6 protein-coding genes and 1 pseudogene are annotated in these 7,982 nt (G+C 54.1%); 2 read left to right on the top strand and 5 right to left on the bottom strand.

Annotation, left to right across the window (positions count from 1 at the left end):
- The 5 genes and pseudogenes from AC1DH9_RS23250 to AC1DH9_RS23230 all read right to left on the bottom strand — a co-directional run.
- A pseudogene (locus AC1DH9_RS23250) lies at nucleotides 1-788 on the bottom strand (glycosyltransferase family 2 protein); the annotation flags it as partial.
- Nucleotides 789-837: 49 nt separating this feature from the next.
- Nucleotides 838-1,362, bottom strand: a complete 525-nt coding sequence (locus AC1DH9_RS23245) for a serine O-acetyltransferase (RefSeq protein WP_123425439.1) — start codon at nucleotides 1,360-1,362, stop codon at nucleotides 838-840.
- Between the two features lie 8 nt (nucleotides 1,363-1,370).
- Entirely contained in the window at nucleotides 1,371-2,327 is a 957-nt protein-coding gene (locus AC1DH9_RS23240) for a glycosyltransferase family 2 protein (protein ID WP_477808852.1), read from the bottom strand.
- A 96-nt stretch (nucleotides 2,328-2,423) separates the two neighbouring features.
- Nucleotides 2,424-3,371 (bottom strand): glycosyltransferase family 4 protein, encoded by a 948-nt coding sequence (locus AC1DH9_RS23235; RefSeq protein ID WP_477808851.1) that lies wholly within the window; start codon nucleotides 3,369-3,371, stop codon nucleotides 2,424-2,426.
- Nucleotides 3,372-3,568: 197 nt separating this feature from the next.
- Complete coding sequence (locus AC1DH9_RS23230; RefSeq protein WP_427536447.1) at nucleotides 3,569-4,945, bottom strand: oligosaccharide flippase family protein; 1,377 nt, start codon at nucleotides 4,943-4,945, stop codon at nucleotides 3,569-3,571.
- A 96-nt stretch (nucleotides 4,946-5,041) separates the two neighbouring features.
- On the opposite strand from AC1DH9_RS23230, the gene AC1DH9_RS23225 reads away from it, so the two are divergent.
- Nucleotides 5,042-6,568, top strand: coding sequence for an O-antigen ligase family protein (locus tag AC1DH9_RS23225; RefSeq protein WP_427536445.1), 1,527 nt, complete (start codon nucleotides 5,042-5,044; stop codon nucleotides 6,566-6,568).
- A 5-nt stretch (nucleotides 6,569-6,573) separates the two neighbouring features.
- Nucleotides 6,574-7,982 (top strand): glycoside hydrolase 5 family protein (locus tag AC1DH9_RS23220; protein WP_477808850.1); only part of this gene is annotated, 1,409 nt, incomplete at its 3' end.

The raw sequence follows: 7,982 nt of genomic DNA, 5'->3' as shown, positions 1-7,982 counted from the left end.
GCCCAAACCATCCCAGCATCAAACTCGCGATCATAGTCGCCAGCGGGACACCCAAGCCCCAAAGCCAGGCCCGGCGCGACTCACGCTGCCAATGTTGCTCCGGTGCGGCCCCATGCAAAAATGCGCCCTCGGCAAAGGCATAGCCACCACGCAGGGTACGCCGCCACCATTGGCCGAAGCGGGTCATGGCCGCATCGTGCAAGGTCATTTCGTCAGCCAGGCGCCAGACCTTCCATCCATTCGCACGCAGACGTACACACAGCTCAGGCTCTTCCCCGGCAATAAGATCCGCTCGAAAACCAGACACTGCGGCGAAGGCGTCAGCCCGTATCAGCGCATCGCCACCACACGCCTTGGCCTCACCTATCGGGGTATCCCATTCAAGATCACACAATAAGTTGTAAATCGAACGCTGTGGAAAACGTTCACGGCGCCGTCCACAGACCACCGCAACCTCAGGCTGAGCATCAAGAAAGGCCTGCGCCCGGGGCAGCCAGCCACCGACAACCTCGCAATCACCATCGACAAACTGCACATAACGCATCGCCGGCAATAAACGTTGCACGCAGGCGAATCCTTCATTGCGCGCGCGCAGCCGTAAAGGGAATCGACATATCCAACTCAACCACCTCGACCCCAAGCCGCCGTGCCATCTGGACTGAACCATCCGTTGATCCAGAGTCGACATAAATAACCTTCTGCGCCGCACCGCCCAGCGAAGCCAGGCAACGCTCAAGCCGTAGGCCTTCATTGCGACCGATAACAACGACACCGATACCAGTAGCCATTGAGTTCACTCAGCGATGTAAAACTGCTCGATATCGTCCACCGGAGGGCTCATAAGCATTCCCTTGCTTCTGCGCGCTGCCTTTTCTTGATAGTTGCAGGCACGCCCACTGCCACCGAGTCGTCCGGTACATCTGTCAGCACCACGGCATTGGCACCAATCACGACGTTGTTACCAATGCGGATATTGCCCAGCACCTTGGCCCCGGCACCGATATCAACGTTGTTACCCATCACCGGGGCAATCGGCTCATCCACATTCTTGAGCCCCACGACCACGCCATTGCGGATACGGCAATCATCGCCGAACTGAGCATATCCACTGATCACGATTCCGCCGAAATGATCGATGACGAAGTTGCGCCCGATCACCACCTCACACGGCAGTTCGACACCCGTCACGATCTGCACCAATTTGAAGAGCACTTTGTATATAAAGGAGAACAACTTTCGCAAGAATGCCGGGCGCACTCCGTAGCGCCAGCGCCCAAAGCGATAAACCAGCATCACCCAGAACCCCTGAGCTGCCCAATCACCAGCGTATGCACGCAAGTCCGCACGTATATTTTCGAACATAAGTTGACCTACCGTGTTGGTCGGCTAGCAAATTGGGTATCGCGCAGCAACGCCMAAGTATCACGAGCATGCTGCCAACACGCCCCTATGGCGGCTCGGCCGCGGCCTTTCAATAGAGCCTTGAGCGCCAGAATCAGGTCCCCCAGGCTCACCAGCAACATATGTGAGGCCAAACCCGGTAGACCGTGGTGCTTGCGAAAGTACAAAAGCTCGCTTTCGATTTGTAACCTGGGTATCTGTCGACTGACCACATTGAGTTTGACAACCGATTTGGCACTTTCACCGCCGATATGCACCACCGTGGTATGCGGGTAATAAACCACCTTCCAGCCGGCCTGTTTAACGCGTTTGCAGTGATCGACCTCCTCGTAGTAAAGAAAGTAGCGCGGGTCGAACAAGCCAACCTGATCGATGACTTCACGGCGGATCAAGTAATAGCAGCCGGGCACCCAGTCGCACTCCCGGACCGAGGCATGATCCCAGTCCATGTCGTCGACCCTCTTCACCACAGGGAAAAAGCGTTCAAGCCCTGTACGCGAGAGGAAGACATTCAACGGCGTCGGAAAATAGCGACAGGAGGGCTGCAAATCACCCTCTCGCCCAACCAACCGAACGCCGAGGACTCCGCAATCAGGGTGAGCCTCCATGTAATCGAGGGTCTTGCTCAGGGTATCAGCAGCAACGAAGGCATCGGTATTGAGGAGCAACGCGTAGTTGCCCTGCAGGTGCTCAACCAATTGATTGTTGGCACGACCAAAGCCAACATTATTTTCATTGGCCAGCAGCAATGCCTCTGGACAAATAGTTGCCAGGCACTCCAGTGAATTATCGGCAGAGGCATTATCCACCACTAAATAGCGCGTTCGATCTGCACTATTTGACTCGCGCAACGCATTAAACATGGGCTGCAGCAGCGTCGCTGTATTGTAGTTAACCACTAACACATCAAGAGGGACACTACTCATTAGATCGCCCCCCAAGAAACGGCTGAACTCTCATCGTCGGATTACAAAACCTTTTATAAATCGACATCATTCAAGCCCCGTTTAAAACAATCGTTCCTAAGAAAAACTCCTCACACACGCGTCATTAAGTGCCGCTTCAAATAATTTTGCAGAGTTCTCCCAAGAACTTGAAGCCACCGTTTGACATGCCATTTCTGAAACCGCACGCCACCCCTGCTCGTCTAAAGTCAATAGCCATTCAACACCATGAGCCAAGGCAACAGTATCATCAATATCGGCCAGTACGCCGTTTTTGAAACAAGCTATTGCCTCTAACGGCCAGCCCGTACGCGTTGAAACTACCGGAGTCCTACACGCCATCGCTTCCATCGCCGTCAGATTAAAGCCTTCTTCACTCCGGCTTGCTGCGAGCCAGACATCACATTGTGCATATAAATCACGAATACGATGTTGATCGGGAGAAAGATGAAACTCAAGACTCTTTGGAAGTTTTAAAAGACCACTCGGAGGAGCACTTCCAAAGGCTATAACTCTAAGTTTTGAAAATTTTTTCTCGAGCAAAGAAACTACCTGGAGCGCAACATCAACCCCCTTAAATGGCGCTTCATGATACAAAAAACCGATTGTTGGGCAACGCTGTTTTCCCCTCGGCGCGGAAAAAAATTGCTGATGATCGACACTATTCCCAACCAGGCTAACATCAGAGTCGCCATACTCCCTGCTCATGACATCAGCCAACCACTTCGAAATGGTTATCTTATGCAAAGGCATCTTATAGGTCGCCACCACCCTATCCACCGGGCAATAAGGAAACACTTCATGCCCCTGCACAAAATATACTTTTACACCCTTGGCCTGACCTAGAGAGTTCACCCACTCAGCCGTTTCCCACCACGTTGCAATTACAACATCCGCATCTGGAACATCCGAATCCACAATAGGCCTGTATTTTTCTATCACCCGGTGATCAAGACCAAGACCGTCTAAATGAGATGGACTTCTTTCGCTTATCGGCAACCCCTCACCCGTGATGAAATTCTTCATCTTCTTATCCAGCGGAACAGGAGGTGCAGGCGGGGAAACGAGCGTTACATCATGACCCATTTCAAACCATTAGATCACCTCCAAAACCGCTGAAAGCCTATTCAAACTCAATGCACTTCCAGCCAAGCAATTTCCATCAATCAACACATCGTGACGGTCTGTCACAGCATTGGAAACAGCAAGAGACATCGATCGAATCAAAGCCATTTAGCAACACCCAACACTAACTCTCCACACACAGCCCCCACCGCCAGCATTGGCAGCACCACCAGTTCACGCTTGAGATCGAACAGCCCCACCTGACGATTGACATAAACAATCAGGACAAGCGTAGGGAACGTATGCAGGGCAACACCCCAAATCGCATACTTTACCCCGCCAATCGCCAGCAGCAGCGGCAGTAGCACCCATAACGAGACAATGCGAATAATGTTATCCATGGCCTGGTACTTTGTGAGTCCCAAGGCAAGCCAAACTTGATGCGCCACCGTGTAGCGCAATGTGAAAAAGGAAAGTGAAAGAATGGCCATCATGGTGCCGGCAGCGGCATAACGCTCATCGTATAACCCACCCACGATCAGCGGGCTGACGGTCAAGAACAGTCCACAGACAAACAGCAAAGCAAGATCGAAAATCAATCTGAAGCGGTAATACAAAACGCGCAGCCGCGCGGTGTCATTACTTCTTGAGGCTTCACTGAAGGCCGGCAGGGCCACGGCCCCGGCCAACCTGAGCACGGCGGTTTGAAGAGTGCCCAAAATCAGCACCGCAATGGAGTAGACGCCCAGTTCAGTGGCCGACATGCTGCCGCCGAACCAGATGCGATCACCATACATGGCCAATACTCCCACTGCCGAAGACAACAGTATCCAACGGCCGAAGACGACTAACTCTTCAAGCGCAGAGCGGTCCCACTGTAGACGGTTAGGCGGGCCCTGAAACCATAGATGACCAATAACGGTGCCGACCATGGCCGAGACCAGGCCTGCAATCACCAACGACCAGACAGACCTGGTGAAGTAACCGATGCCCAGCATCACCAGCAGGCCCGCAAGCTGGGACGCAAAGTCGAGGAGCACCACTTTCTTTTGCTGGAAATCGCGAACGGCCAAGTCGAGTTTCGTCGACTGGAACCCAAAGATGATCGCGGTAAAACCGGTAAAGGCCAACACCAGCGGCAACTCCGGTGCGGCATAGGTGGAATTGGCCGGCCACAGATTGATGACTTGCGCAAACCAGGTGAAGCCCGCGATTAGCAGTGTCGAAGCAAAAAGGACAACGCCACGCAGGATCTGCACTGTCCAGGCGGTATTGAGAAACACTGGATCGTCGCCACGCGGGCTCTGGATAATGTTCTGGCGCAAACCGACATCGGAAAGCAAGTGCAGAACCACCGAAACGGTGGTGGCGATGATCATTACGCCGAAAATTTCCGGCATCAGCAGACGCGCCATTACCAGGTTGCCGCCCAAGCGAATTGCTTGAGAGGCAACAAGCGCACCCAGATTCCATGCCCCAGCAGATATCGCTCGCCTGCGAAGGCTCAACGATGGCGATAAATCAATTGGAGGCATGACATCAACCCCAAACTCAAATGGTACGCACGTTACTATAGCTACAATTGGTCATCTCACTAGCCGATGCTCACCCATCCATGAGTTCAAGAATCCATGCCTGAGCACTTTCGCGCGCTGATCGTCATTCTGGTTTTAGCTGGCGTCGTTTTTGCCCTGGCGCGTCGACCAGCAGAAGACCTGATCCCACACCACGACTTCACTCGTCGCCGCAATCTGTGGTTCGCATTGACGCTACTGGCCTTTGTCTCGCACAGTTTCTGGGTGTACGCGGGCATTGCCGCTATCATTTTGACCGTCGCACGACAACGCGAACGCAATCCTCTGGCACTGTTTTTCCTTCTGCTGTTTCTCATCCCGCCGGCCCCGGCACAGATTCCCGGCTTCGGCCTGATCAACTATTTTTTTGCACTTAACCATATTCGTCTGCTCGCATTGTGTCTGTTGTTGCCAGCTTTTTTCAGGATACGCAGGCAAGCAAGCACACTGAGCTTCGGACGCACCTGGCCTGACAAACTGCTAGCGGCCTACCTCTTGCTGACGAGCCTGCTTTACCTGCGTGACACCACGCTGACCGACACCTTGCGCCAGACGCTCTACCTGTTCACAGACGTTTTTTTGCCTTACTACGTTGCCAGCAGGGCACTGAAGGAACTCAGCGACTTCAAGGATGCTCTGTTGGGATTTGTACTCGCCGCCATGGTGCTGGCGCTTATTGGTCTCGTCGAATTTGCCCGCCATTGGCTGCTGTACAACGCGCTGATTGTCGCCCTGGACATGCACTGGGGAATGTCCAGCTACCTGGATCGTGGTGACTCATTACGCGCCAGCGCCACCACCGGCCAGGCAATCGCACTGGGTTACGTCATTAGCGTGGCCATCGGCTTTTACCTGTTCTTGCACGAGAGCGTACGCAGCCGATTGCAGCAATGCCTCGGCGCGCTCTTGCTGGCTGGCGGTCTGTTTGCACCGCTGTCGCGTGGCCCCTGGATCGGTACGGCCGTCATGATCACCGTGTTCATCGCCACCGGCCGTAAAGCTGTCAAACGCCTGATGCTTCTGGCAATCGCCGGGGTGCTCGCCCTTCCCCTGCTGGCCATCGTGCCTGGCGGGCAAAAATTCCTCGATCTACTACCGTTCATCGGTACGGTAGACGTAGAGAACATCACGTACCGGCAGCGCTTGATTGATAACTCAGTGATCGTCATCCAGCGCAACCCTTGGCTGGGCTCTTTCGATTACCGCAACACTCCTGAGATGCAGTCCATGATTCAGGGCGAGGGCATCATCGATATTGTGAATACCTATATCGCCCTGGCGCTGGACATCGGCCTGATCGGATTGACGCTATTCGTGGTTTTTTTCGCCACTGTGCTGCTCAGCATCCGCAGAGCAATGCGTTCGGTCCCCTACAAAGACGATGAGGCGCGCCGACTCGGACGTGCGCTGCTGGCGGTACTGGCCGGGATACTGGTGACCATCTTTACCGTTAGCAGTATCACGGTGATCCCCGTGGTGTATTGGTCGGTGGCCGGACTGGGTGTGGCCTATGCTCAGATGGTGCGCAGGCTCAAGCGCACTGAGACTGCAAGCATTGCGAGCGCCAACCTTCAACCCTGGTAACGCTCATGGCCTCTTTTGTTCACCGCGCCCATATGCTGCTAGTGGTTCTCCTTGCTGTTTGGCCGTTTAGCACCTGGGCGTCGGACTGGGTCTCCAGCGTGGATGAGCGCAGCGGTCTGCCAATGCTGGCGCGCGGTGGCAACCCTGTAGTTTCTTCTTCATTCGCCTTCTGGGGGAGCAACTGGGAATGGACGGATTTGCCGACCGCATTCAAAGTGAACTCCCCTTATAGCTACTCCCTTGCAGGCAAGAACAAAAAGCTGGATTTCGACGTGACTGCGCAGATTCAGAAGGAAGACGAGCAGAAGTTGACCTTGAACATTGCCCTGGATGCACACAGCATGATGCCGGACGTGATGGGCGGGGGCATCGTCTTCAAGTTCGATCCTGCCCTTTACGATGGAGAAATGGGTGAGCCGGCTTTGCTACCCGACAACCGCGGCTGGTCCTGGGGGAATACACAAAGCCGACGCATCGAGATGCGTTTTGAGCCTGCACTGGCAAGTGTGTACTTTGAACCCGGTGATAAATCTCAGGTGCGTGCTTTTTTTTACAAGAACACGATCAAACCCGGCCGCCAAAATTTCAAAGCCACCTTGAGCCTATCTGGCGATGTGGTACTCGGTCCGACCACAACCGAGCGTTTCGGGCTGGCGGATACAAGGAGCTGGCCGAGTGACACGCTCGACTGGAAAACCTCGCCGGTCGATCTGTCCTTTCTGAACGCTCACGAAAAACCTGCAGGCAAGCGTGGCTTCGTCAAAGTATCCGGCGAGCAACTGTTATTTGCAGACAACACCCCAGCGCGCTTCTGGGGCACTAACCTGACGGCCTATGCGCTGTTTCGTACGCCAGACGATGCAATCAAGCTGCAGGCCAAACGTCTGTCGGCACTCGGCTTCAATCTCGTACGACTGCACCACCATGACTCCCCATGGGTCAGCCCAAACATCTTTCGCGACAGCAACCTCACGCATGACACTCAGCAACTAAGCCCGGACTCACTGAAAAAAATCGACTGGTGGATCAAGTGCCTCAAAGACGAGGGCATTTATGTATGGCTCGATATGCACGTCGAGCGAGCCTTGACTGCAAACGACAACATCTATGGCTTCGATGAAATGCCAAAGAATGGCCAGAACAACGCCGATCTGAAGGGCTATGCCTATGTAAACATCACCATTCAGCGGGCAATGAAGCGCTTTGCTCAGGCCTATTTGACCCATGTAAACACCTACACCGGACTCGCCTACAAAGACGATCCGGCGATCGCCGCCGTACTGATTACCAACGAAAACGATGTCACCCAGCACTTTGGCAACGCCCTGTTACCAGACAAACGAGTGCCAAAGCACAACAAGATCTACATGGCCGAGGCCGAGGCCTTTGCGCACCAGCACAATCTATCTGCAAG

It is taken from the genome of Pseudomonas sp. 05T35 (assembly GCF_056396605.1).
The sequence above is the reverse complement of the archived record's forward strand: the minus strand, read 5'-3'. Positions and strand labels throughout refer to the sequence as shown.

Bases quoted from the DNA above. Each gene is read 5' to 3' on its own strand.
- AC1DH9_RS23245 (WP_123425439.1), bottom strand. From the start codon at position 1,362: ATGTTCGAAAATATACGTGCGGACTTGCGTGCATACGCTGGTGATTGG.
- AC1DH9_RS23235 (WP_477808851.1), bottom strand. From the start codon at position 3,371: ATGAAGAATTTCATCACGGGTGAGGGGTTGCCGATAAGCGAAAGAAGT.
- AC1DH9_RS23230 (WP_427536447.1), bottom strand. From the start codon at position 4,945: ATGCCTCCAATTGATTTATCGCCATCGTTGAGCCTTCGCAGGCGAGCG.
- AC1DH9_RS23225 (WP_427536445.1), top strand. From the start codon at position 5,042: ATGCCTGAGCACTTTCGCGCGCTGATCGTCATTCTGGTTTTAGCTGGC.